Raw genomic sequence first — 22,521 nt, forward strand, 5'->3', positions numbered from 1 at the left:
TCGCACCTCGACGGACCCATCCGTAGGGCACGAGCGACCATTCACGCCCGCGTCCCGATTCGTCGAACGGTCGTAGAGACCGACGCGGCATCGCGGTGCGTGGCACAGCTTCAGCCGCCGGAATGCGTCCTGAGCGTGGAGTTGTCGAACGGCGTCCCGACCAGCGTCGTCGCGCAGGCGGCTTTCGGCGAACGGTGTCAGCGAAGAGTGGCGACCGCAGTGCGGTACAGGACTTCTTCGGCGCGCTCCCATGACCAGCCGTTCTCCACCACGAGCGTTCGCCAGCCGGTGGGACCGAACCAGTACCAGAGAAGGTCGGCCGTCTCCTGCACCGAGTGGGAGGGCGGCGGAGTCAGGTGGTGCAGGTGCTGGGCGGTCGCGCGCAGCGCGTCCCGGTACGCCGCGGTCGCGCGCTCCCACAGGGCCTCACCGTTCTCATGCACGGGCAGCGCCTTGCGGATCGCTTCATGCACGGCGAACTGCCCCTCGTTGCCCGTCCGCGTGCCGTGGGCCAGGGCTTTCAGGACCGACTCCGGTGTCCGCAGGGCGAGCAGGTCCTCCATGGCCTGCTCGTAACCAGAAGCGATCACACCCTGGTCGACGATCCGGTTCAGGATGTCGCTCTTGCTCCCGACACTCGCGAAGACGGTCTTGGAGGCGACGCCGGCCGCTGAAGCGATGTCGGCGACGGTCACGCGACCGTAGCCGCGCTCGGCGAACAGTTCCGTGGCCTGACCGAGGATCAGTGCCCGCGTCCGTGCGGCGGCCTGCTCGCGCAGCGGGGAGACGTAGCGGCGCTTGGACGGCATGGCGTCATCCTAAGGCGTGAATTCATTAGGCGTGCTATAACCTCAATATCCCCCGGCCGGCCTCACTCCCGGCCCCGGCCACGACCGCGCCGCCCGTCCCCCTCGGACCGGTCGGCGTCACCCCTCAGATCACACACCCGTCGAAAAGGATCAACGCAATGGGCATGGATGCCACGGACCTGGCCCACGGACTCTTCCGGGTCCTCGAGACAGGCGATCCGGCACTGGCCTCAGAGGTGGTGCACGAGGACTTCCACAACCGCGAGGCCGCCGTGTCACCCACGGCCTGCGCACTCCCCGGACCGGCGGGAGTCCTTGCCTCCGGCGCGTGGATGCGCTTCGCCTTCAGCGACCTGACCTTCGCCGTCCTCGGCATCGCCCGCAACGACGAACAGGTCTGGGTACGGCTTCGCATGCAGGGCCGCCACACAGGTCCCTTCGTCCGCTTCCGTGACGGCGCTCTCGACCAGGCCATACCCCCCACCGGGCGTGACATCGACTTCGAACAGATGCACGTGCTCGAACTCCGCGACGGCAAAGTGGTCGGACACGAAGCGGTGCGCGACGACATGACCATGCTCGGCCAGCTCGGCGTCTTCCCGCCCGCTCCGGCCACCGCGCTGCGCATGGTCGCCTGGCGGGTGACCGGAAGGGCCACGCGCGCCGCGACCGATGTCACGGCGAAAGCCGTCGAGGCGGCCGGCCGGCCGCAGGGCAACCCGGGACCGAGCCACTGAGCCGCGGAGCCACTGAGCCACTGAATCGAAAGCCTCCTCGGCGTCCCGACACGCCTGGCTCCACCGGGACTACACGGACAACGCTGACGCAACCAATCGACGACCGTGTCGTCCCGGGCGTCCGCGCCTCCGGCGGGGTCGCCGTCGGTGGGCCTGGTCCGGCTGCCCACGCCGGCAGCGGGGTGGGTGCCGGACCCGGCCCGCCCGACCTGACCATCCGTCGGCGTCCCGCCGACCGACCCACCCCTCCCCCGGCGGGAATATCCGACAATGATTTAGCACTCAACAATATGGACCTGATCGCCGACCGTATGGGAGGCTCGCATGGGCACCACCGCCGAGATCGGGGATGGAACTATGTCTGAGCTGGGCCTCCTCGACACCGGTGGCATCCTGCGCCAGGCATGGGTCGCCCCGCACCGGACGAGCTCGGGCCTGGGCTGGGAGCACGCCTATCTGTCCACCCAGCGGGAAACGCCGTACCACTCGACCTTCGACGGTGCCGCCACTCATCTGCTGATCCTTCACCTCAGTGGCCCGGTGACCGTCCGACGCCGGTCCGGCCGGTCGACGCGGGCCCAGCGGATTCCGGCAGGGGGGCTCTTTGTCCACCCGGCAGGTCGCGCGCTGGATGTCGAACTCCAGGGGGGCCTCGACACCGTCCACCTCTATCTCAGCGACTCGGCCCTCCAGGAAGCGCACGGCGGCCGTGGGGCGGTGGAACTCGCCGAGGAACTGGGCAGCTCGGATCCCCTGATCGAGCAGGTCATGCTGGCTCTGGACGGCGTCGTGCGGCAGGGGGAACCCTCCGCGCGCACCTACGTCGATCACCTCGTCGGCATGCTCGCCGCCCAGCTCGCCCACGCGCACACGGCCGGTCGGCCTCCCGCGCCGGCCGGCGCGATGTCGGGACTGACCACTCAACAGCTCGTGTCCGCACGGGAGTTGATGGAGCAGCGCATCTCCGACCCGCTGCGCGTCTCCGAGCTGGCCGCCGCCACCGGGCTCAGCGCGAGCCAGTTCAGTCGGCAGTTCAGGACCAGCACCGGAAAATCTCCGCACCAGTTCCTGTTGCAACTGCGGCTGGACCACGCACGCCGGATGCTGCGCACCACGGTCCTGCCCATCCCCGACGTGGCCGTCCACTGCGGTTTCTCCCATCAGGAACACCTGACACGCGTGATGCGCGCCAAGCTCGGCACGACCCCCGCCGCGGTCCGACGCGCGGGCTGACGCCGCGTTCCACGGCCCGCCCCGTCCCGTCCCGCCCGCCCCTTTTCTCCGGCACACCTCAGGCGCCACATCCGCCCCGCGCCCCCGCCAGAGCCACCGCACCGCGCCGATCCTGCAGAAACACGCGCGAAACGTGCAGGAGTCCGAGCGCCCGCCGTCCCCACACTCGGTGTCAGAAATTCAGGGACCCACGGCAACGCGAAGGCGGACCCCCATGAGGAATTTCGTATACACCTCCCATCCCTCGCGGATCGTCTTCGGCACCGGAACGGTCAGCCAGGTCCGCGAGGAGGTCGAGCGACTCGGCTGTTCCCGAGTCCTCCTCCTGTCCACTCCGTCGGTGGCCAAGGCCGCCGCCCGGGTCCGTGATGTCCTCGGTGACGTCATCGTGGCGGAGTTCGACGGTGCCACCATGCACACTCCGGTCGACGTGACCGAACGGGCCCTCGACGTCCTGCGGAAACACTCCGCCGACTGCCTGGTGGCCGTCGGCGGCGGTTCCACCACGGGGCTGGCCAAGGCACTCGCGCTGCGCACCGATCTGCCGCAGCTGATCCTTCCCACCACCTACGCGGGTTCCGAAGTCACCCCCGTCCTCGGCGAGACACAGGACGGACGCAAGACCACGGTGGCCTCCCCCGCGATCCTGCCCGAGACCGTCGTCTACGACGTCGAGTTCACCCTTGGCCTGCCGATGGGCCTGTCGGTCACCAGCGCCGTCAACGCCATGGCCCACGCCGTGGAAGCCCTGTACGCGCCAGAGGCGAACCCTGTCATCGACGCCATGGCGCTCGACGCGATCGCGCTGAGCGCCCGCGCCCTGCCGGCGCTCGTGGCCGAGCCGTCCGACACCGCGGCACGCGCCGACCTCCTGCATGCCGCGTGGCTGGCCGGTACCTGCCTCGGCTCCGTCGGTATGAGCCTGCATCACAAGCTGTGCCACACGCTGGGGGGCGCCTTCGACTTGGCGCACGCCGCGACGCACACCGTGATCCTGCCGCACGCGATGGCCTACAACGCGCCGGCCGCTGGGGACGCCATGAGTCGCATCGCCGGCGCACTCGGCGTGCCGGACGCTCCGAGCGGGATGTTCGACCTGATCACCTCGCTCGGGGGCCCCACCTCACTGCGTGAGCTGGGCATGGCGGAGGCGGATCTGCCGCAGGCCGCGCGGCTGGCGCTCGCCACGCCGTACCCCAACCCCCGTGAGCTGACGCCCACGGGAATCGAGAGCCTGTTGCGCGATGCCTGGCAGGGCCGCCGTCCGACGGTTCCCGCGGCGCCGACTCCTGCTCCGCGAACCCCTGGGCTGTCGGCCCCCGCGGGGCACGGAGTGGCTTCGGACGTGGAGCGCCTGACCGCCCAGGTGGTGGAGAGCTTCGCGGACGCACCCGATCCGCGGGGCAGGCAGCTGATCAGCGACCTCGTACGGCACCTGCACCACTTCGTGACGAGCAATGACGTCACCGAATCCGAGTGGGAGCGGGCCATCGACTTCCTGACCCGTACCGGACAGATCTCCACCAGCACCCGCCAGGAGTTCGTACTGTTGTCCGACACGCTCGGGGTCTCCAGCATCGTCGACCTGCTCACCCATTCACGCACCCCGCAGACCACACCGTCAGCGGTCCTCGGCCCCTTCTACACGGACGGGCCGCCGGAAACCGCACAGGGCGGCGACATCTCACACGGCGTGGCCGGCACTCCCCTGTGGGCCGACATCCTCATCACCGATACGGACGGACGTCCCGTGCCGGACGCCGTCACGGACGTCTGGCAGGCCAACAAGGACGGTTTCTACGACGTCCAGCTGCCCGAGTTCGACGGACCGGTGCTGCGGGGCCGCCTGCGCACCGACGAGCAGGGACGCCTGCGCTTCTGGACGACCCTGCCGGCCGCGTACCCGATCCCGGACGACGGACCGGTGGGACAGCTGCTCCAAGCCGTCGAACGTCATCCCTACCGTGCGCCCCACCTGCACTTCATGATCTCCGCCGCCGGCCACCAGCGCCTGGTCACCCAGCTGTTCGTGAAGGGCGGCCACTACATCGACTCCGACACCGTGTTCGGCGTCAAGGAGGGCCTGATCGTGGATTTCACACCCCGGATCGGGCCGACCCCGGACGGCCGTGCCGTCGACGGGGAATGGCGCAGCCTGCAGTTCACCTTCCGCATCGCCCGCCTGGCCGACGGCCCCGCACACTGACCTGGAGCAGTCTCATGGACTCGACCCACACCTACGACACCGACGTCCTCGTGGTCGGCAGTGGCCCCGCCGGTGGATCCGCGGCCCTGCTCCTGGCCACGTACGGCATTCGCACGCTGCTCGTCACCAAGTACGGCTGGCTGGCCGACACCCCCCGTGCGCACATCACCAACCAGCGCACGATGGAGGTACTGCGCGACCTCGGCCTGGACGGCGAAGCCGCCGCGGCCGGCAGCCCCGCCGAACTCATGGGCGACACCGTTCTGTGCACCGCCCTGGCCGGCGAGGAGATCGGCCGGATCCGCAGCTGGGGCACCGGCCCGCACGCGGCGACCGAGTACGGTGCCGCCAGCCCCGCGCAGATGATCGACCTTCCGCAGACCTTTCTGGAACCGATCCTGGTGAAGAACGCCGCGGCGCGAGGAGCCAAGATCCGTTTCGACACCGAGTTCCTCAGCCTGGAACAGGACGCCGACGGCGTCACCGCCCGGCTCCGGGACCGGGTGCGCGGCGACGAGTTCACCGTGAGAGCCCGCTACCTGATCGGCGCGGACGGCGGCCGCAGCGGCGTGGCGGAGCAGATCGGACTGCCGATCGACGGGCAGAGCGGCAAGGCCGGCAGCATGAACATCGTCTTCAAGGCCGACCTGTCCCGGCACGTGGCCCACCGCCCGAGCGTTCTGTACTGGGTGATGCGTCCCGGCGCCCACATGGGCGGCATCGGCATGGGGCTGGTGCGCATGGTGCGGCCGTGGAACGAGTGGCTGCTGGTGTGGGGATACGACATCGAGCAGCCCCCGCCCCACATGGACGAGGCGACCGCCCGTGACATCGTCCGCGACCTCATCGGCGACCGCGACATTCCCGTCGAGATCACGTCGAGCTCGCTGTGGACGGTCAACCACAGCTATGCCACGACGTATTCGTCCGGGCGGGTCTTCTGCGCAGGGGACGCGGTGCACCGGCACCCGCCGTCCAACGGCCTCGGTTCCAACACCTCGATCCAGGACTCGTACAACCTCGCCTGGAAGCTCGCCATGGTCATCCGCGGGCAGGCCGGCCCGGGGCTCCTCGACACGTACACCGCGGAGCGGGCACCGGTCGGCCGGCAGATCGTCGATCGCGCCAACCTGAGCCGTGACCAGTTCGGCCCGATCTTCCAGGCACTGGGACTCGACGAGTACAGCGAGGAGGAGGACATCGCCAACGGTCTCGCCGCGTGCCGCAGCGGGACGGCCGAGGGCACCAAGCGACGGCAGGCGCTGGAAGAGGCCATTCAGCTCAAGAACTACGAGTTCAACGCCCATGGCGTGGAGATGAACCAGCGCTACGACTCCTCCGCGGTCGTCCAGGGCGTCGGCGCCGCCGAGGAATGGACCCGGGATCCGGAGCTCTTCCACCAGCCGACGACCCGCCCCGGCGCGAAACTCCCGCACGCCTGGCTCGTCGACGGCAACGGCCACCGCCTGTCCACGCTGGACGTCGTCGGCAAAGGAACCCTCACGATGATCACCGGCCTGTCCGGTGGCGTGTGGGAGTCGGCCGCGGCCGACTGCGCCGAGGCTCTGGGGATTCCCCTGAAATGCGTCCGCATCGGCGCCGAGGACAGCCGCGACGCCTACGGCGAGTGGCGCCGGACATCGGAGATGGCCGAGGACGGGTGCCTGCTCGTCCGCCCGGACGGACACATCGCCTGGCGGGCCTCTTCGGCGCCGGACGCCGACTCCGCGGCGTACGGCGAGCTGCTCGAAGCCCTGAGGACCGTACTGCACCGCTGACGACCGCGACGCGACACCCGCGTACAGCCACACACCCACACGGAAACCCGAACAGAGGCAGACACCGCTCGGGGCGAGTCTGCCGGACCGGAACGGAGCGCAGTACACATGGACAAGGTGGTTGCCACGGCCGAGGAGGCACTGGCCGGGGTCATGGACGGAGCGTCCCTGGCCGTGGGCGGCTTCGGCCTCAGCGGCGTCCCCGACGTGCTGATCCGCGCGCTGTACGCGACCGGTGTGACCGGGCTGAGCGTGGTCTCCAACAACTGCGGCGTGGACGGCGGCGGCCTGGGCATCCTGCTCGCCGCCGGTCGCATAGCCCGCGTCACCGGCTCGTACGTCGGCGACAACAAGGAGTTCGCCCGCCAGTACCTCTCCGGTGAACTGCTGGTCGAACTGACGCCGCAGGGCACGCTCGCCGAGCGCCTGCGCGCCGGCGGATGCGGCATCCCCGCCTTCTTCACGCCCGCCGGTGTCGGTACCCAGGTCGCCGAGGGCGGCCTGCCCTGGCGCTACGCCCCCGACGGCACCGTGGCCGTCACCTCACCTCCCAAGGAGGTCCGCGAGTTCGACGGCCGGCGTCATGTGCTCGAACGCGGCATCACCACCGACTTCGCACTGGTGCGGGCGGCCAGGGGCGACCGCCACGGCAATCTCGTCTTCCACCGCTCGGCCCGTAACTTCAACCCGCTCGCCGCGATGGCCGGCCGCGTCACGATCGCCGAGGTCGAGCAGCTGGCCGAGCCCGGCGAGCTCGACCCGGACGAGATCCATCTCCCCGGCGTGTTCGTCCAGCGTGTGGTGGAACTGACGCCGGAGCAGGCCGCGGACAAACACATCGAACGGCGCACTGTCTCCGCGCCGTCGGCACGAGGGACGGTGCGGCACTGATGCCATGGACCAGGAACGAGATGGCCGCACGCGCGGCAGCGGAGATCCAGGACGGCGACTACGTCAACCTCGGCATCGGACTGCCCACGCTGGTGCCCGAGCACGTGCCCGAGGGAGTGCACGTGGTGCTCCAGTCGGAGAACGGGGTCCTCGGCGTCGGGCCGTACCCGGCCGAGGAGGACGTGGACCCCGACCTGATCAACGCGGGCAAGGAGACGGTCACCGTACTGCCGGGTGCGAGTTTCTTCGACTCCGCGCTGTCCTTCGGAATGATCAGGGGCGGTCACATCGACACCGCCATTCTGGGAGCCATGCAGGTCTCCGCCACCGGAGATCTCGCCAACTGGATGATCCCGGGCAAGATGGTGAAGGGCATGGGCGGTGCGATGGACCTCATCCACGGCGCCCGCCGAGTCGTCGTCGTCATGGACCACTGCGCCAAGGACGGCAGTGCGAAGCTCGTCGCCGCGTGCACCCTGCCCCTCACCGGAGTGGCCTGCGTCGACCGGGTCATCACCGACCTCGGCGTGCTGGACGTCACCGAGGACGGACTCGTCCTCGTGGAGACCGCTCCCGGCGTCAGCACGGACGAGATCGTCAGCCGTACCGCCGCGCCCGTGCGCGTGCCGGACCCCGTCGGCTGACCCCGATTCAGTACTCCCCCCTCCCCAACTCCCCTCCACCACAAGGAGTCCCGATGAACGAGCGCCTGCGGGACGTCTACGTCGTCGACGCCGTCCGCACCCCGATCGGCCGATACGGCGGTGCTCTGTCCGCCGTACGCCCGGACGACCTCGCCGCCGGAGTCGTACGTGAACTGCTCCGCCGCAGTCCCGCCCTGGACCCGTCCCTCATCGGTGACGTGTTCTTCGGAAACGCCAACGGCGCCGGGGAGGACAACCGGGACGTCGCCCGTATGGCCGTGCTGCTGGCCGGTCTGCCCGTGACGGTCCCCGGAACCACCGTCAACCGGTTGTGCGGCTCGGGGATGGAGGCGGTCATCCAGGCCGCCCGCGCGGTGGCGCTCGGCGATGCCTCCGTCGCCGTGGCCGGCGGAGTGGAGTCCATGAGCCGCGCCCCGTGGGTCCTGCCCAAACCGGAGCGGGCCTTCCCGGTCGGCAACCAGGAGCTGTACTCCACCACCCTCGGCTGGCGGATGGTCAACCCGCGGATGCCCGACGCGTGGACCATCCCGCTCGGCGAGAGCGCCGAGCTGATCGCCGACAAGTACGGCATCACCCGCGAGGCCCAGGACGCCTTCGCGCTCGCCAGTCACGAGAAGGCCGCCCGGGCGTGGAAGGACGGTGCATACGACGCCGAGGTGGTCCCCGTCGAGCGTGTGGACCTGCCCCGCGACGAGGGGATCCGGGACGACACCTCACTCGAGGCGCTGGCCCGCCTCAAGCCGGTCTTCCGTGCGGGCGGCACGGTCACGGCCGGCAACGCCTCGCCTCTCAACGACGGCGCGGCGGCCCTGCTGCTGGTCGACGAGGCCGGGCTGGCCGAGACGGGCCGTGAGCCGCTGGCCCGGATCCGCGCCAGTGCCGTGACGGGCATCGAGCCTCAGTACTTCGGTCTCGGCCCGGTCGACGCCATCCGCAAGGCCCTGACGAAGGCGGGCCGCACCTTCGACGCCCTGCACACCGTCGAGCTCAACGAGGCATACGCCGCCCAGGCGCTGGGCTGTCTCGCCGCCCTGCCGGAACTCGACTCCGACATCCTGAACCCGAAGGGCGGCGCCGTCGCCCTCGGGCATCCCCTCGGCGCCTCCGGTGCTCGTATCACCGGAGCGGTTGCCCATCAGCTCGCGGAAGCCGGCTCGGGCACGGGCCTGGCCGCGCTCTGCATCGGCGTCGGGCAGGGCCTGGCCCTGGTCCTGGAGCGCTGAGGCGGCGACCGCCATCCGGTCAGGATGTCGTCGCCACGCGTTCGAGTGCGGCGGTGAGTGCGGCGAGGTCATGGCCGGCGAGGTTGTCGAGAACGTGCCGTCGAATGCTGGCCAGGTGGGCGGGCCAGGCCTCCTGGAGGCGGGCGAGGCCGTCGTCGGTGAGGACGGCGTTCCAACCGCGCAGGTCTTCCTGGCACTTGGCTCGTTGGACGAATCCCTGCTTTTCGAGGCGGTTGACGACACGCGTCATCCCGCTGAGCGAGAGATTGCAGGCGGTGGCGAGCTCACTCATCCGCATCCGGCGGTGGGGCGCCTCGGACAGGAACATGAGCGGGGTGTACTCGGAAAGGGGCAGCCCTCCGTCGCCGACCATGTCCGCGTCCACCAGTCGTGGCAGCGCCATCATGACGTGGGCCAGAGCGCGCACGAGCGCTTCCTCGGTCTGGTCCATGGGGCGCAGGGGCTGTTCGTCGTAGGGCATGCCTCACACCCTATCTCCTTGACACAGCAAGCACCCATACATTTACTTGACTCGACAAGCACACATACAAGCGAAGGTGCACACCATGATCAGGATCGGCATCATCCTCGGCAGCACGCGCCCCGGACGCAACGGCGAGGCCGTCGCCCACTGGGTGCACGAGCTGGCCACGCACCGCACCGACGCACAGTACGAGCTCGTCGACCTGGTGGACTACAAGCTGCCGCTGCTGGATGAGGCCTACCCGCCGGCGATGGGCCAGTACAGCCAGCCGCACACGCAGCAGTGGGCCGCGAAGATCGCCTCGTTCGACGGCTTCGTCATCGTGACCCCCGAGTACAACCACTCGGTGCCCGGTGCGCTGAAGAACGCCATCGACTTCCTGGCGGCCGAGTGGGCCAACAAGGCTGTCGGCTTCGTCAGTTACGGCTCCACCGGCGGCGTCCGCGCCGTCGAGCACCTGCGCCTGATCGCCGGTGAACTGCAGATGGCGGACGTCCGCTCCCAGGTGGCGCTCTCCCTGTTCACCGACTTCGAGAACTTCAGCGCCTTCAAGCCCGCCGACAGCCACCGTGACGCCGTCACCGCCACCCTCGACCAGGTCGTGGCGTGGAGCAAGGCCCTCGCTCCGCTGCGCGCCGCCTGACGCGAGGAATCACGGGGCGCCGCCCACCCGTGCCCCGCACCGGCGTCCGACACCGGTGCGGGGTGCGGGTCCTGAGCCACCTTTCGACCGTTACGGGAAATGAGAAATCCGCTGATGTCAGAACGTGCTGCCTCCTCCGCGGGTGGGCACCCGATCACGCTTGGGCTGGACACGTTCGGCGACGTGACCGACGACGCCCGGGGCCGACCGCTCTCGCACGGCGAGACGATCCGCAACCTGGTGGCGGAGGGTGTCCTCGCCGATGCGGCCGGACTCGACCACTTCGCCATCGGTGAGCACCACGTCGACTGGATGCCGCTCTCGGCGGCGGACGTGGTGCTCGGCGCGATCGCGTCGCGTACTTCGCGTATACGCCTGGGATCCGGTGTCACCGTCATCAGCTCGGACGATCCCGTTCGGGTCTACCAGCGATACGCGACCCTCGACGCCGTGTCCGACGGCCGTGCCGAGGTGATTCTCGGCCGGGGCTCGAGCACGGAGTCCTTCCCCCTCTTCGGCTACGACCTCGGCGACTACGACACCCTCTTCGAGGAGAAGGTCGGCCTCTTCGCCGAACTGCGCAAGGAGAAGCCCGTCTCCTGGTCCGGCAGCACCCGGCCGGCACTGGCCGACCAGCCCGTCTACCCGCACAGCGAGTCCGGAGCGATCCCCACCTGGATCGGCGTCGGCGGAAATCCTCAGTCCGTCGTCCGTGCCGCACGCTACGGATTTCCGCTGATGCTCGCGATCATCAGCGGTCCGACCGCGCGGTTCGCCCCCTTCTCGCAGCTCTTCCGTCAGGCGCTGGAGAAGTTCGGCCGACCCGATGTGCCGGTCGGCGTGCACAGTCCGGGGCATGTGGCCGCGACCGACGAGCAGGCGGTGGAGGAGTTCTGGCCGTACTACGAGAAGACCATGCGCATGATGGCCCGGCAGCGAGGATTCCGTGTCCCGGCATTCGAGCACTTCATGAACGATGTCGGTCCCGGCGGGGGGCTGTTCGTCGGATCGCCGGAGACCGTAGCACAGAAGATCGCCACCACCCTCCGGGAGCTCGGTGCGAGCCGCTTCGACCTCAAGTACGGGATGAACGGTCTGCCGCACGAGACGCTCATGACCACCATCGAGCTCTTCGGCACCAAGGTGGCCCCGCGGGTGCGGGAGCTGATGGCCTCGTGAGGTGTTCCACCCTCAGGCCGACCGGCGTCGCCGTCCAAGCCGCCTGCGCCCCGTGATGGCTGACACGGGTGCAGGAGGGTCGCGACTGTGGGAGCACGCGACCCATCGGACACGGCTGTAGCCGTGTCCGTCGGGGCGGTGTCCGTGGCCCGCGCACCGAGTGCGCGACGGAGGGCCGACGGATACCGCCCCTTGCCGTTGCTGACGCCGCAACCTTCCCTGTCGTGCGTCCGGCTGACGCGCGTGACGTTCAGCCGGGCGGGGACACAGCTTCAGCTCACGAACTCCTCTTCCCCGTAGCGCACCTCGGCTCGGTTCCAGTCGACGCCGAGTTCGGCCGTGAACCTCTGGGCCACCGGCAGGTCGGCGAGCGGGGCGATGAGGATGAGCCGCCCGTCCAGGGTGACCGAGCCGCCGCCGAGCCGATCGCGGGCCTCCGCGTCCGCGAGCAGCGCGTCATGCAGACGGGTCCGGCTCACGCCGGGAGCCTGGATCTCGACCGCGTCGGTGTCCGGCGAGGTGCGCGGCAGGCAGCGGAACGTGAGCACCGATTCCTGGTGGTACTGCTTGGCGACAACGTCGGCGATGTGGTGGAGCCCGTCGCGGCCGACCTGGTCGACGTCGAACTCGCGTGAACGCTCGTAGGTGGCCTTCTTCAGGTCGCCGGACCAGAAGACGCCGTCCAGCAGGGTCGAGGAGCCGGGTCTGGCACCGTTGGCGTGGATGATCTCGCGCACCTCGTGGTCGAAGCGCGTCAGGCGGGTGTGGAGCCGGGCGTCGGCCGGATCCGTGATGATCGCGGTGTTGCCGGTGGCAAAGATCTCCGCAGTGGGGCAACCCCGCGCCAGCGGGCTTGCCTGCGCGCTTCCCGCGCCCGCGACTCCCAGCGTCAGGGCGGCAACCGTGGCCAGGACGCGCAACTGCCGCCGCATGAGGACGTTCTTCATGCGGTGATCAACGAGTCCTGGCCGACTTCGTTGCGCCACCGCCCGCGCCGCACCGCGGATCCGACCGCGGGCCCCGGCCACGGCATCATGCGGCCACCTACACCGGGTACTCCGGTGCCTGGGTGCTCGGGCGCCTCACCGCGAGGGCCGCGATGTCGTCGTTCAGCCTGCCGCCGCTGTAGTGAAGCAGGTCCTGGTGAAGCCGGTCGAGCAGCTCACGAGGCGGCCTCGGGCCCTGCCGCCGCATCCAGTCCGGGAGCGGGAAGAACTCGCCGGTGCGGCCCCGGGTCTCCGATACGCCGTCGGTGTAGAGCAGTAGCTGGTCGCCCGGGCTGAAGTCGACGGTGTCGACGCAGTAGTGGTCTCCGATGAGCGACGCGAGGTGCAGAGGCGGCGAGGGAGCGGTGGGATCCAGGACGCGGATCTTCCCGCGATGCGCGAGCAACGGCGGCGGGTGCCCACAGTTGAGAAGTCTGACGTGGCCGCCGCCGTGCGGGATCTCGACGATGAGAGCGGTGGCGAAGCGCTCCGGCAGGTCCTGCGCCGGAAACGCGGCGCTGTAGCGGATGATGCTGATCTCCAGACGATGGATGACGCCTCTCAGGTCGGGCTCGTCGTACGCGGCCTCCCTGAAGCAGCTGATCACCGCCGAGGCCGCCCCCACCGCGGACAGGCCCTTGCCGCGTACGTCGCCGATGAGCAGCCGGACCCCGTACGACGTGGCGGCGGCTTCATAGAAGTCGCCGCCGATCCTGGCCTGTTGTTGGGCCGCCAGATACAGCGACTCGATCTCGACGTCGTCCATGCGGCGTGGCAGAGGACGCAGCAGTACCTTCTGGGCCGCGTCGGCGATGAGGCGGATGTGGAAGAGCGCCTCCTCGCGCTGAAGTCGGACATGGCTCGCGTAGGCGGCCGCCAGGGTGACCGCGACGATCGCCGCCGCGGTGTACTGCGTGCCCAGGTCGGCGTAGACGAAGCTGAGGCTGATCATGACCAGCAGGCAGAACGCTCCCAGCAGGATCGTGGGGAGTACGGGCCACATCGCGGCGGCGAGGGCAGGAGCGGCGGGCAGGAGTCGGCTGACGGCGATCTCCCTCGGTGTGGAGAACGCCAGGCAGGTGATGAGGAGGGTGAGGACTACCGGTGACAGCGGGGCAGCTTCCCACCAGCCACCGCCGAGGGAACGACGGCGCCGCAGCCATCCGGACATGATCACAAAACGCATCATATCGGTCGAAGTAGATATCGAGCGGGGCACCAGGCGGTCAGGCCCGGCTCGGGGCCGCAGACGCACGGCGGGGCGGTGGAACGGTGGCCCGAAACGTTTCGGCGCGAACGAGTGCCGATCCCGGTGGCCGACATTGCCTCCCTTAATCGAACGAACTAGTCTGTTCGATTAAGGGAGGTGCCCGTACATGGCGACGCGCACGAGAAGGACGAACACGGTCGAGAAGATCCTGGACACGGCGGCCGACCTGTTCTACGCGAACGGCCTACGGGGCGTCGGCGTGGACCAGGTGATCGCCGCCTCAGGGGTGGCGAAATCCACCCTCTACGTCCACTTCCGCACCAAGGACGAGCTGGTCGCGGCCTACCTGCGCCGAACCGACATATCCTGGCGCGCCCAACTGGAGGCGGCCGCCGAACGGGCGGGCGACGACGCGGCGGCCCGGATCACCGGGCTCTTCGACGCACTGACGGACGCCTTCGACCGGCACGGCTTCTTCGGCTGCCCTTTCGTCAGTGCCGCCGTCGAGACCTCGCTCGACTCCGAGGCCCGGGCCATCACCGTGCAGCACACCGAACGCCGTCACACCTGGCTGACGCAGCTCAGCACCGAGGCGGGCGCCGCCGACCCCGACTCCCTCGCCCGCCACCTCGGCCTCCTGATAGACGGCGCCCTCGCGTCCGGACGGCTGCTCCAGGACCGCGCGGTGGTGGATCAGGCCAGATCCGCGGCCCGGCGCCTGCTCGTCGACCACACCCGCCGTGACACGGCCGACGGCCTCCCGTAACAGGCCACCAGGCACACCCGTGACCGCGAGACGCCCCACTCCTCCGGCTCCGTACTCACGAACAGCTTCCAGGAAGGAAGGCAGGGCCATGCGCGCAGCGATCCTCGAACAGTTCGCGGCACCCCTGGTGCTCAAAGACCTCCCCCGGCCCGCCCCCGCCCCGGGCGAGGTGCTGGTGAAGATCGCGGCCAGCGGAGTGAACCCGCTCGACATCAAGATCCGGGCGGGGAAGGCCGCACACGCCCGGACCGTCCTGCCCGCCGTACTCGGCCTCGACCTCGCCGGTGTGGTCGAACAAGTCGGTATTGACGTCACCGGATTCGAAGTCGGCGACGAGGTCTACGGGCTCACCGGCGGGGTCGGCAACCTCCAAGGCTCCCTCGCCCAGTACGCGGCGGTCGACGCCCGGTTGCTGGCCGTCAAACCCGCCGCTTTGACCTTGCGCGAAGCCGCCGCACTGCCTCTGGTCTTCATCACGGCGTGGGAGGGCCTGATCGACCGCGCCCGAGTCCGCCCCGGACACAAGGTCCTCATCCATGGCGGAGCCGGTGGCATCGGACACGTGGCCGTCCAGATCGCCCGTGCCCACGGCGCCGACGTCTACGCCACCACCTCCCCCGCCCACGCCGACACGGTCGCGCACCTCGGCGCCACACCCATCGACCGCACCGCGATGTCCGTGGCGGAGTACGTCGGCAAACACACCGGCGGCGAGGGCTTCGACATCGTCTTCGACACCGTCGGCGGTCCCGTGCTCGACGCCTCCTTCACCGCCGTGCGCACGTACACCGGCCACGTCGTCAGCGCACTCGGCTGGGGCACCCACGCCCTCGCTCCCCTCTCCTTCCGGGGCGCCACCTACTCCGGTGTGTTCACCCTGATGCCCATGCTCACCGGCAACCACCGCGCACACCACGGCGAGATCATGCGCGAGGCCACCACCCTCGTCGAAGCGGGCTCCCTCACGCCACGGGTCGACCCACGCACCTTCACGCTCGACTCCGTCGCCGACGCACACGCGGCGGTCGAACAGGGCACCGCGGCAGGCAAGGTCGTGGTGGACATCGCCCAGGCTCCCAGCGGACCGTGAGTCGCGCTCCGTATTCCGCCTGTCGTGCTCGCATACCTTCCCCGTCGAACGCTCGACCATGAGGCTTGAAGGTCTTCAACGCGTCATGGCGACCGGACCATCAGTTCTGCGAGCTCCTGGATGGTCAGCCGGTACCGCTCCGGAGCGCGTTGCACTCTTCCACCGCTCCGACAGTCGGCGCCCCCACGCGGGCAGCGGTCTGCGCCAGTGACTGCGGTCTGCTTCTCATCAGGCTGACGTTCGGCCTGCTCATGGCCGGACACGGTGCCCAGAAGCTCTTCGGGATACTCGGTGGCGACGGCCTCACCGCCACGGGCAAGGGATTCGCCGCGCTGGGGTACCGTCCCGGAAAGGTCTACGCCGTCATGGGCGGCGGCTGCGAATTCCTGGGCGGCATCGGCTTGGCTCTGGGGCTGTTCACACCGCTGGCGGCGGCTGCCCTGATCGGCGTGATGGTCAATGCCATGGCGACCGTGACCGGGGCGCATGGATTGTGGGATACCCAAGGCGGTGTGGAGTACAGGGTGTGTATCACTGTCACCGCACTCGCCGTCGCGGCCATCGGCCCGGGAATGCTGGCCGTCGACCGAATTTTCCCGTGGGGCAAAGGTGGCTGGGCCGAAGCGGCCTTCGCTCCGTTCCTGGGCGCAACAGGCTCCGCGATCGTCCTCATCCTCTGACCATGCGCCAGTAGCCATGCGCCGGCCGCCAGCCGTCGGCCGCCCGCCATTCTCCAGCCGCGCCATGGACTCATTCCGCGATCACGCAGGAGGGCCGGTCCGAGGACTCCCCGGGTCGGGAGCGGTGAGGTGGGCTTCGGCGTATCGGCGGAAGGCGGTCACGAGAGGGCCGCGGTCGCCGGCGCGGGTGCCCAGCACGACGTGGCTGGGTTCGACACCCTTCAGCGGGATCGTGGTGAGGTCGGCGCGCAGGCTGTTTGCTGAGTGACCGGCTGGTGGACGCGGTCATCGCCCATGGCGATCCGGCCGCGATCGCGGCCAAGGTGCGCGAGCACCTGGCCGCAGGCGCGGATCACGTGACGCTGCTGTCGCAGGTCGGCACCGACTTCTCGGTGGGCGTGGGCCAGCTGGAGTGGCTCGCCCCGGCGCTGGCCGGCGTTGACAGCTCAGGTTGAACCGGAGTGGTCCGGCGGTCCGGTCCCGGTGCGCCCTCGGACGTGCACCGGGACGGCGCCGACCGATACCGCTGTCAGCCCTTGAGCTTGAGGAGAATGCGGGCCAGCTCTTCGAGCTCGGCCGGGTCCAGCCTGTCCGCCAGGACCGGAGACAGGGTTTCGCGGCGGGCGGCGTCCGCGCGCTCGAAGAGGTCGCGGCCCTGCGGTGTGATGGTCACCTCGACGGACCTGGCGTCGGTGGCCGAGGGGGCGCGGGTGACCAGTTCGCGGGCCTGGAGGGCGTCGATCACCCGGGAGACCTGGCTTCGGCTGATCAGCGCACAGGAGCCGAGATCGGTGGCCGACAGCGGCCCGTCCTGGTGGTAGAGCCAGAGCAGTACCTCGAACCAGGAGGCCGGCAGGCGGAAGTCCCCCTCCAGTCGGGCGCTCGCGCGTGAGGTGAGGGCACTGCTCACCCCTACGAGGCGGTAGTACGCCTGGTCCTCGACAGGCAGTTCTGCCTGCTTGAGCCTGATGTCCGTCACCAGGTGAGTCTACCAATTTGCGTGCACGCACACACAACTCTAATATGTGTGTGTACACGCATCCATGGAGGCTCGTCATGAAGATCGCCCTCGTCACCGGCACGTCGACCGGCATCGGTCTGGAAACCGCCGTACTCGCCGCACAGGCGGGCTACGAGGTCATCGCGACCATGCGGAACACCGCCAAGGCCGCAGCGCTGCTCGAACGGCTGCCCGACGCCGACGTCCGACAGCTCGACGTGACGGATCCGGACTCGGTCAGGGCCTGCGTCGACGGCGTGATCGCCGACCACGGACGACTGGACGCGCTGATCAACAACGCCGGGGCCGGACACCTCGGCACCATCGAGCTGGAGAGCGTCGACGACGTCCGCGACGTCATGGAGGTCAACTTCTTCGGAGTCGTCCAGGTCACCAAGGCCGCGCTGCCGCACCTTCGCGCTGCCGAGGGACGTCTGATCACGGTCACCAGCGTCGGAGGCGTGGTCGGCCAGCCGTTCAACGAGGCCTATTGCGCGGCCAAGTTCGCGGTCGAGGGCTGGATGGAGAGTCTCGCGCCGGTCGTCGGCAAGCTCGGTGTCGCGGTGAGCGTGATCGAGCCCGGCGCGGTGGCCACCGAGTTCGTCGCGAACGTGCGGGCCGACCGGGACGTCGAGGCCCTGGTCGCCGGGGCCGGGGACTACCAGTCGGTGATCAACGGCTATCTGGCCCGCACCCAGCAGGCGTTCTCCGCGGCCCAGTCGGCGCGGGCGTGCGCGGAGACCGTCGTGGGCGCGCTGACCGCCGCCGAGCCCCGGTTCCGCTACCAGAGCTCCGAGTCCGCGGCCGGCTTCACCGCCGTCAAGCTGGCCGACGCCGACGGCTCGGCCGTACAGGCTCTGACCACCTCGTGGCTCGAGGCGTGAGCATCTCGGGCTGGAAGACTTCCACCTCGCGGACGCCCGGGGCCAGGGCGCCGTAGAAGCCCCGTCGGCCTGCGAGCTGCTATCCGGACATTCAGGCGGTGCGCGTCAGTTACGGCTTCCTCAAGTCATGGTGACTTCGTGGTGAGCTGGGCATGATGGGTACATGACGTTGGCCTTGCGCGCCATGGCGCGACTGGCGAGTTGGCCGGACCTCACGGAGACACCGCCAAGCTGTGGCACGGGGCGGGCGCTGCGCTCGGTCCAGGACGAGATCGTCCACTTCCATACCGACCAAGACGTTGACCTGCACCTCACCGCCCGTGCCATTCGGCGTTTCGAAGACCACCTCAGGGGCGCGACCGCGGTCCGTTTGGTGCCCGGTTCGCGCTGGGTGACGATACGCCTCGAAGTCGAGACGGACATGGACCTGCTGCTGACCCTGGTGAGCCTCGCTCTTCAGGCCCATCAGTCGTGGCCGGTTTCCCGCGATACGCCGACGGCCAAGTGTAATGATCACCACGACATGGTGCTTCCGCGTGACAACTCCAGCGGGAGCTGAGAAGCACATCTTTCGGGCAGGGGACGTCGTGGCTGTCGAGACGCGCGAGGAAGAAGCCATCCGCGGAGTCGTCGAACGTCTCACGAGCACCTACGCCGAGACGCGTACGCCCAAGCAGGTCGAGGCGGCTGTCACCACGGCTCACGCCGCCTTCAGTGAGCGACCCGTGCGCGACTTCGTTCCGGTCCTGGTCGAACGCAAGGCGCGCGCCCTTTTGAACGAGGCTTCGGGCTGACGTCGCGCTTCACACGGCGGCGAGCGCGGCCGGGTATCTGTCGGACCGGTTCGGGGCGCGGCCGTTCGCGGTCTGCGAATTCATCGTGATGGCGGCCTCGTTCGCCGGGCTGCTGGTGCTGCCGACGGACTTCGGCTCTCCGCTCGTTGCCTTCCTTGTCTTCCTCAACGGACTGGGCGGCGGCCTGTTGGCGGCACCGAGCACCTCCATCATCATGTCGAACGTGCCGCCCGAGGCCCGTGGGGCGGCCTCCGGCATGCGGGCCACCTTCCAGAACGCCGGCATGGTGCTGTCCATGGGTGTGTTCTTCTCCCTCATGATCGGCGGGCTCGCCGGATCCCTGCCGCACACCCTCACGTCCGGCTGACCTCCCAGGGCGTGCCGACCGGCCCCGCACACCCGGCCGCCGCCCTGCCCCCGGTCGGCACGCTCTTCGCCGCCTTCCTCGGCTACGACCCCGTCAGACAACTGGTCGGCCCCCACCTGCTCGCGCAGCTTTCGCCGGCCGACTCCCGTCCCGTGACCGGACGGGATTTCTTCCCGCACCTGATATCCGGCCCCTTCCATCACGGCCTGGTCGTGGTCTTCGCCCTCGCCATCGCGATGTCCTTGGCAGCCGCGTACGCCGCGTCACTGATCCAAGGCCGCACCAAGCCCGAACCATCAGCCCGGGAGCAGTCGCTCACGCCTCCTTGCGCGTGCAGGGCTGATCGGAACTGCCGCCGAGAACGCTGTCGATGTAGGCCGCGAGCGAGGAGCGCAGGCCTTCGGGCGTCATCTTCTGATCGTCGATCAGGTGCGCCACGAGGTCGGCGCGGAGGGCGGCCAGCAGGGCGTGGGCGGTGAATTCCGCGTTGTGGACGCCGGGCACCTGTTCCAGTGCCGCACGGAGGATTTCGTGCCACCAGCCGTAGTGCTCGGCCTGGTAGGGACTGCTGAGCCCGGCGTCCTCCGCGGCCGTCATCAGGTTCCGGTTCTCGATCTTGAAGCGCAGGGAGGCATCGAGGAGGTCCAGCACCCGCTGCCGCGGTGAGGATCCGGCTGCGTCCTGCGCTTCCCGCACGGCTTGCTGGAGGGGGTCGAGGCGGGAGGCGATCACAGCGGCGATCAGGCCGGCGCGGTCGCCGAAGCGGCGGAAGAGGGTGCCCTTGCCCACACCCGCGGCCGCGGCGATGTCGTCCATCGACACGCTGCGGGGGCTGCTGCTGGCCGCGAAGAGGGCGTCGGCGGCAGCCAGGACGGCTTCTCGGTTGCGCAGGGCGTCCGCGCGTTCTGTGCGCTGGGCCACGGGGCCTCCTCGGTCTTCGGCCTGTCCCGGCCCCCGGAAATGATATGCGGTGGGTTCGCGCGAGTGGCGGCTCGCGCCCGGCCGCGCCTCCCGCACACAGGCGCGGCAGTGGGCATCACCGCCTCTTTCTCGGTGAAGCCGAGAAGCGTCTTCGGTGCGGTGAGGTGCCGGTACGGCTTGCGCGGACCGGATTCCCCGGCGGTGGAGCAGTACAGGTGATCTTCTGTGGTCGAAGGCCCGGCGCAGGATCGCGCCCAGCGCCCGGGCGTCGGCGATCAGGCGGTCATCTCCTCGTCGTGCTCGGCTGCCGGCGCGGCTCGTAGGCGGCCGTGACGTCGGAGAAGTGGGCGATGGCGTCACGGAAGCAGGAGACGCCGCGCTCGTAGGCGTGGTCGATGCGCGGGTCCTCGAGGTGGCCGTGGAGGAAGAACTCGCTCGCCCGGCAGTGGCTGGAGGCGCACGGCAGTCCGTCGCGTGCGCTGACGGGGTGGATCCCGAGTGCCTCGGCTCCAGGCGTTCGGCGGTGGAGAGTCAGGCGTCGTGCCGGCTGTCGTGGTCGCCGGGAGTGACGCGGGAGGTGGCGGCGATGACCTCGCCGACGACCGAGCCGCCGTAGGCGGCGAGATTTGGGTTGCGCAGGGCCTCGGACCAGGAAGGCGGATCGTCATGGAACATCCGCTGTTTCACGACAACTCGCGTTCGGCGAAGGCGTGGAACGTGCCCGGGGGGCGGCCGGTGAGGCGCTGGACGGTGTCCGAGGTACGGTCCTCCGCGCCGTCGGCGATGGCACGGTCCATGCCTGCCAGCATGGTGGCGAACTCCAGCGGTATCTCCGCCGCCCAGCGGTCGCGCAGCTGGTCGAACGTCAGATGCCGGTGCACGACTGGCCGGCCCGTGACCTCGGTGATGGTCGCGGCGACGTCGTCGTAGCTCAGCGCCTGCGGCCCGGTCAGGATCAGGTCGGCGTTGGGCGCCTGCTCGTCGGTCAGGGCACGTACGGCGACGGCGGCGATGTCCTCCGCGTCGACGAACCCGACGCGGCCGTCTCCCGTAGCCGTCAGGATGGCGCCGTCCTCGCGGATGCTGCGCGCGTGGGGAGTGGAGCCGGCGAAGTTCTGCATGAACCAGGACGGCCGCAGCACCGCCCACTCCGCGAACAGGCCGGGCAGGGCCTGGTGGACCTGTCCCACCGCAGGACCGCGCGCGGGGATCGCCGATGAGCTGAGCAGCACCGCGCGGTGCACGCCTGCCGACCGGGCCTGACGGAGGAAGGGCAGCATGGCCGCGGCCGGGTCCGAGGAGCCGATCGGTGGGATGAGGTAGACGCGGTCGACGCCATCGAGGGCCTCACCGAAGGTCGCGGGCTCGTTCCAGTCGAAGCGGACAGCCTCCGCACCCTCCACGGGGGTGGCGCTTCGACCGGCCGCCTTGACGCGGTGGCCTTCGGCGACCAGCCCGGCGACGACACGGCTGCCGGTGGTGCCGGTGGCCCCGATGACCAAGGTGGCGCTGGGGGTGTTCATCAGTTGGCTCCTACGAAGTCGGCGCCGGGCTGCTGAACGGCGAGGGGGTTCCAGTAGTCGCGGTAGGAGGTGATGCGTCCGTCCCTGACCGTGACCACGGCGATGTAGGTCATGTCGAACGGGCTGTCGGTCTCGACCAGGCGGCCGACTCCGCGCATCTCCACCACGATCGTCTCGGGGACGGTGGTCTGGTGGATCGTCACGTCGGGGAAGTCGTGGAGGTCCACGTGGTCGGGGTAGTGGCGCATGTAGTCCCCGATGGCCCGCCGGCCCTCCAGCCGCTCCGGCCAGCCCTGGGGCGCGAAGGGGAACTCGAGGACGCCGGCCTCGTCCCACAGGTCCACCCAGCCGAGGATGTCCTTCTCCACCAGCAGTCGCAGGCCGTGGCGGTACAGCTCCGCGGCCGTCATCGGTATTGCCATGATCAAGGTTTCCGTTCTGCTCGAAGGCAC

At 69.6% G+C, this 22,521-nt stretch carries 26 protein-coding genes; 17 read left to right on the plus strand and 9 right to left on the minus strand.

What is annotated here, in order from left to right:
* Nucleotides 1–197: 197 nt before the first annotated feature.
* The gene (locus ACIRA5_RS19540; RefSeq protein WP_403692186.1) at nucleotides 198–809 is read right to left on the minus strand and encodes a TetR/AcrR family transcriptional regulator; all 612 of its coding nucleotides are present in this window, start codon (nucleotides 807–809) and stop codon (nucleotides 198–200) included.
* A 164-nt stretch (nucleotides 810–973) separates the two neighbouring features.
* On the opposite strand from ACIRA5_RS19540, the gene ACIRA5_RS19545 reads away from it, so the two are divergent.
* The 7 genes from ACIRA5_RS19545 to ACIRA5_RS19575 all read left to right on the plus strand — a co-directional run bounded on the left by ACIRA5_RS19545 (nucleotide 974) and on the right by ACIRA5_RS19575 (nucleotide 9,542).
* Nucleotides 974–1,546, plus strand: a complete 573-nt coding sequence (locus ACIRA5_RS19545; protein WP_403692189.1) for an ester cyclase — start codon at nucleotides 974–976, stop codon at nucleotides 1,544–1,546.
* 324 nt (nucleotides 1,547–1,870) lie between these two features.
* Nucleotides 1,871–2,779, plus strand: a complete 909-nt coding sequence (locus tag ACIRA5_RS19550; protein WP_403692191.1) for a helix-turn-helix domain-containing protein — start codon at nucleotides 1,871–1,873, stop codon at nucleotides 2,777–2,779.
* 214 nt (nucleotides 2,780–2,993) lie between these two features.
* Nucleotides 2,994–4,985 (plus strand): maleylacetate reductase and hydroxyquinol 1,2-dioxygenase domain-containing protein, encoded by a 1,992-nt coding sequence (locus ACIRA5_RS19555; protein WP_403692193.1) that lies wholly within the window; start codon nucleotides 2,994–2,996, stop codon nucleotides 4,983–4,985.
* 14 nt (nucleotides 4,986–4,999) lie between these two features.
* Nucleotides 5,000–6,763 carry an FAD-dependent oxidoreductase gene (locus ACIRA5_RS19560; protein ID WP_403692195.1) on the plus strand — a complete coding sequence of 588 codons (1,764 nt, stop codon included), beginning with the start codon at nucleotides 5,000–5,002 and terminating at the stop codon, nucleotides 6,761–6,763.
* A 108-nt stretch (nucleotides 6,764–6,871) separates the two neighbouring features.
* Nucleotides 6,872–7,654, plus strand: coding sequence for a CoA transferase subunit A (locus ACIRA5_RS19565; protein WP_403692197.1), 783 nt, complete (start codon nucleotides 6,872–6,874; stop codon nucleotides 7,652–7,654).
* Entirely contained in the window at nucleotides 7,654–8,298 is a 645-nt protein-coding gene (locus ACIRA5_RS19570) for a CoA transferase subunit B (protein WP_403692200.1), read from the plus strand. Before ACIRA5_RS19565 ends, ACIRA5_RS19570 begins: the two co-directional genes overlap by 1 nt.
* 53 nt (nucleotides 8,299–8,351) lie before the next feature.
* The gene (locus ACIRA5_RS19575; protein WP_403692202.1) at nucleotides 8,352–9,542 is read left to right on the plus strand and encodes a thiolase family protein; all 1,191 of its coding nucleotides are present in this window, start codon (nucleotides 8,352–8,354) and stop codon (nucleotides 9,540–9,542) included.
* Between the two features lie 19 nt (nucleotides 9,543–9,561).
* On the opposite strand, the gene ACIRA5_RS19580 is transcribed toward ACIRA5_RS19575, so the two are convergent.
* Complete coding sequence (locus tag ACIRA5_RS19580) at nucleotides 9,562–10,023, minus strand: MarR family transcriptional regulator (RefSeq protein WP_352047475.1); 462 nt, start codon at nucleotides 10,021–10,023, stop codon at nucleotides 9,562–9,564.
* An 85-nt stretch (nucleotides 10,024–10,108) separates the two neighbouring features.
* Between ACIRA5_RS19580 and ACIRA5_RS19585 the strand changes: the two genes are divergently transcribed.
* Nucleotides 10,109–10,669 (plus strand): NADPH-dependent FMN reductase, encoded by a 561-nt coding sequence (locus ACIRA5_RS19585; RefSeq protein ID WP_403692205.1) that lies wholly within the window; start codon nucleotides 10,109–10,111, stop codon nucleotides 10,667–10,669.
* Between the two features lie 114 nt (nucleotides 10,670–10,783).
* Nucleotides 10,784–11,848: an LLM class flavin-dependent oxidoreductase gene (locus ACIRA5_RS19590; RefSeq protein WP_403692207.1), complete on the plus strand. Its 1,065-nt coding sequence runs from the start codon at nucleotides 10,784–10,786 to the stop codon at nucleotides 11,846–11,848.
* Between the two features lie 272 nt (nucleotides 11,849–12,120).
* On the opposite strand, the gene ACIRA5_RS19595 is transcribed toward ACIRA5_RS19590, so the two are convergent.
* Together ACIRA5_RS19595 and ACIRA5_RS19600 are read right to left on the minus strand one after the other, a co-directional pair.
* Nucleotides 12,121–12,795: a hypothetical protein gene (locus tag ACIRA5_RS19595; protein WP_403692210.1), complete on the minus strand. Its 675-nt coding sequence runs from the start codon at nucleotides 12,793–12,795 to the stop codon at nucleotides 12,121–12,123.
* Between the two features lie 97 nt (nucleotides 12,796–12,892).
* Nucleotides 12,893–14,011 carry a PP2C family protein-serine/threonine phosphatase gene (locus ACIRA5_RS19600; protein ID WP_403692212.1) on the minus strand — a complete coding sequence of 373 codons (1,119 nt, stop codon included), beginning with the start codon at nucleotides 14,009–14,011 and terminating at the stop codon, nucleotides 12,893–12,895.
* 199 nt (nucleotides 14,012–14,210) lie between these two features.
* Between ACIRA5_RS19600 and ACIRA5_RS19605 the strand changes: the two genes are divergently transcribed.
* From ACIRA5_RS19605 to ACIRA5_RS19620, 4 genes are all read left to right on the plus strand, one after another.
* A complete protein-coding gene (locus tag ACIRA5_RS19605) occupies nucleotides 14,211–14,810 on the plus strand; it encodes a TetR/AcrR family transcriptional regulator (RefSeq protein WP_403692214.1) in 600 nt (199 codons plus the stop codon).
* Between the two features lie 88 nt (nucleotides 14,811–14,898).
* Entirely contained in the window at nucleotides 14,899–15,900 is a 1,002-nt protein-coding gene (locus ACIRA5_RS19610) for a zinc-dependent alcohol dehydrogenase family protein (protein ID WP_403692216.1), read from the plus strand.
* Between the two features lie 149 nt (nucleotides 15,901–16,049).
* Nucleotides 16,050–16,580, plus strand: a complete 531-nt coding sequence (locus tag ACIRA5_RS19615) for a DoxX family protein (protein WP_403692742.1) — start codon at nucleotides 16,050–16,052, stop codon at nucleotides 16,578–16,580.
* Nucleotides 16,581–16,855: 275 nt separating this feature from the next.
* The gene (locus ACIRA5_RS19620) at nucleotides 16,856–17,035 is read left to right on the plus strand and encodes a hypothetical protein (RefSeq protein ID WP_403692218.1); all 180 of its coding nucleotides are present in this window, start codon (nucleotides 16,856–16,858) and stop codon (nucleotides 17,033–17,035) included.
* 74 nt (nucleotides 17,036–17,109) lie between these two features.
* Here ACIRA5_RS19620 and ACIRA5_RS19625 read toward each other — a convergent pair whose 3' ends face one another.
* Complete coding sequence (locus ACIRA5_RS19625; protein ID WP_403692220.1) at nucleotides 17,110–17,559, minus strand: MarR family winged helix-turn-helix transcriptional regulator; 450 nt, start codon at nucleotides 17,557–17,559, stop codon at nucleotides 17,110–17,112.
* 77 nt (nucleotides 17,560–17,636) lie between these two features.
* Here ACIRA5_RS19625 and ACIRA5_RS19630 point away from each other — a divergent pair, with 77 nt between their 5' ends.
* From ACIRA5_RS19630 to ACIRA5_RS19645, 4 genes are all read left to right on the plus strand, one after another.
* Entirely contained in the window at nucleotides 17,637–18,464 is an 828-nt protein-coding gene (locus tag ACIRA5_RS19630) for an SDR family oxidoreductase (protein ID WP_403692222.1), read from the plus strand.
* Nucleotides 18,465–18,627: 163 nt separating this feature from the next.
* A complete protein-coding gene (locus ACIRA5_RS19635) occupies nucleotides 18,628–19,023 on the plus strand; it encodes a luciferase family protein (protein WP_403692224.1) in 396 nt (131 codons plus the stop codon).
* A 28-nt stretch (nucleotides 19,024–19,051) separates the two neighbouring features.
* On the plus strand, nucleotides 19,052–19,258 hold the full coding sequence (locus ACIRA5_RS19640; RefSeq protein WP_403692227.1) for a three-helix bundle dimerization domain-containing protein: 207 nt from the start codon (nucleotides 19,052–19,054) through the stop codon (nucleotides 19,256–19,258).
* 82 nt (nucleotides 19,259–19,340) lie between these two features.
* Nucleotides 19,341–19,625, plus strand: a complete 285-nt coding sequence (locus ACIRA5_RS19645) for a hypothetical protein (protein WP_403692743.1) — start codon at nucleotides 19,341–19,343, stop codon at nucleotides 19,623–19,625.
* Between the two features lie 315 nt (nucleotides 19,626–19,940).
* On the opposite strand, the gene ACIRA5_RS19650 is transcribed toward ACIRA5_RS19645, so the two are convergent.
* From ACIRA5_RS19650 to ACIRA5_RS19665, 4 genes are all read right to left on the minus strand, one after another.
* Entirely contained in the window at nucleotides 19,941–20,546 is a 606-nt protein-coding gene (locus ACIRA5_RS19650; protein ID WP_403692230.1) for a TetR/AcrR family transcriptional regulator, read from the minus strand.
* 531 nt (nucleotides 20,547–21,077) lie between these two features.
* A complete protein-coding gene (locus ACIRA5_RS19655; RefSeq protein ID WP_403692232.1) occupies nucleotides 21,078–21,233 on the minus strand; it encodes a hypothetical protein in 156 nt (51 codons plus the stop codon).
* Nucleotides 21,230–22,069 (minus strand): NmrA family NAD(P)-binding protein, encoded by an 840-nt coding sequence (locus tag ACIRA5_RS19660; RefSeq protein ID WP_403692235.1) that lies wholly within the window; start codon nucleotides 22,067–22,069, stop codon nucleotides 21,230–21,232. Before ACIRA5_RS19660 ends, ACIRA5_RS19655 begins: the two co-directional genes overlap by 4 nt.
* Nucleotides 22,069–22,491 carry a nuclear transport factor 2 family protein gene (locus ACIRA5_RS19665; protein ID WP_403692237.1) on the minus strand — a complete coding sequence of 141 codons (423 nt, stop codon included), beginning with the start codon at nucleotides 22,489–22,491 and terminating at the stop codon, nucleotides 22,069–22,071. Before ACIRA5_RS19665 ends, ACIRA5_RS19660 begins: the two co-directional genes overlap by 1 nt.
* Nucleotides 22,492–22,521: the final 30 nt, after the last annotated feature.

It is taken from the genome of Streptomyces sp. NPDC096311 (assembly GCF_044763085.1).
Lineage (GTDB): Bacteria > Actinomycetota > Actinomycetes > Streptomycetales > Streptomycetaceae > Streptomyces.